The 1273-nt window shown below is 71.2% G+C and carries 2 protein-coding genes; both read left to right on the plus strand.

Annotated elements, in window-relative coordinates; all coding sequences use genetic code 11:
• A partial coding sequence (locus C1I98_RS38970) for a CocE/NonD family hydrolase (protein WP_146607938.1) occupies window positions 1-571 on the plus strand: 571 nt, incomplete at its 5' end.
• Window positions 572-1273: aldo/keto reductase (locus tag C1I98_RS38975; RefSeq protein WP_233508577.1), on the plus strand; the 702-nt coding region annotated here is incomplete at its 3' end. It abuts the gene before it with no gap.

The following is a 1273-nucleotide window of genomic DNA, read 5'->3' on the forward strand; positions in this document are numbered from 1 at the left end:
GCGCGACCCCGTGCCCACCCTCGGCGGCGCCCTGTGCTGCAACCCCGTCCACACCCAGGGCGGCGTGTACGACCAGCGCCCGATCGAGGCCCGCTCGGACGTCCTCGTCTACACCTCCGAACCGCTCACCGAACCCCTCGACGTCACCGGCCCGGTCACGGTCGTGCTGCACGCCGCCAGCACCGCACCCGACACCGACTGGACCGTCAAGCTCGTCGATGTCGGTACGTGCGGCTATGCGCGCAACCTCGCCGACGGCATCATCCGGGCACGCTACCGCGACTCGACGAGCGAGCCCCGGCTCCTGACCCCGGGCGAGGTGGTCGAGTACCGGATCGACCTCGGGGCCACCAGCAACGTCTTCCAGCCCGGGCACCGCATCCGGCTGGAGGTGTCGAGCAGCAACTTCCCCCACTTCGACCGCAACCCCAACACCGGCGAACTCCCCGGCACGTCGGCCGAGGTGACCAGCGCCCTGCAGAGCGTCCACCACGCCGGACCGTACCTGTCGCGGCTCATCCTGCCGGTCGTCGCGCCCGACGCGGCCCGGCCCTACAGAAAGGACCCCTGAGTGCGTACGCGCGAGCTGGGCGGCACCGGCATGGCGATCACCACGGTCGGCTTCGGAAGCTGGGCCGCCGGCGGCCCGGGGCTGATGGGCTGGGGCACCCAGTCCGACGACGAGTCGATCGCCGCGATCCACCACGCCGTCGCCCACGGCGTCAACTGGATCGACACCGCCGCCGTCTACGGGTTCGGGCACGCCGAGGAAGTGGTGGGACGGGCCCTGTCCGCCCTGCCGCCCGCCGACCGGCCACTGATCTTCACCAAGTGCGGCCTCGTCTGGGACGAGCACGGCGTCGAGAGCAACGACCTCACACCCGAATCGATCAGGCGCGAATGCGACGACTCACTGCGCCGCCTGGGCGTCGACCGAATCGACCTGTACCAGATCCACGCCCCGGACCCCAACGGGCCGCCGATCGAGGAGTCCTGGGGCACACTGCTCGAACTCGTCGAGGCGGGGAAGGTCCGGCACCCCGGGGTGTCCAACTTCGACGTCGAGCTACTGGAACGCTGCGAGGCCGTCGGGCACGTCGCCTCCCTGCAACCACCCCTGTCGCTCATCCACCGGGACGCCACCGCCGACGTCATCCCCTGGTGCGCCGCGCACGACACCGGCGTCATCGTCTACAGCCCGATGGCGTCCGGCCTGTTGTCCGGCACGTTCACCACCGAACGCGCCGCCGCACTCCCCGCCGACGACTGGCGC

The organism is Spongiactinospora gelatinilytica, assembly GCF_003236385.1.
Classification (GTDB): domain Bacteria; phylum Actinomycetota; class Actinomycetes; order Streptosporangiales; family Streptosporangiaceae; genus Spongiactinospora; species Spongiactinospora gelatinilytica.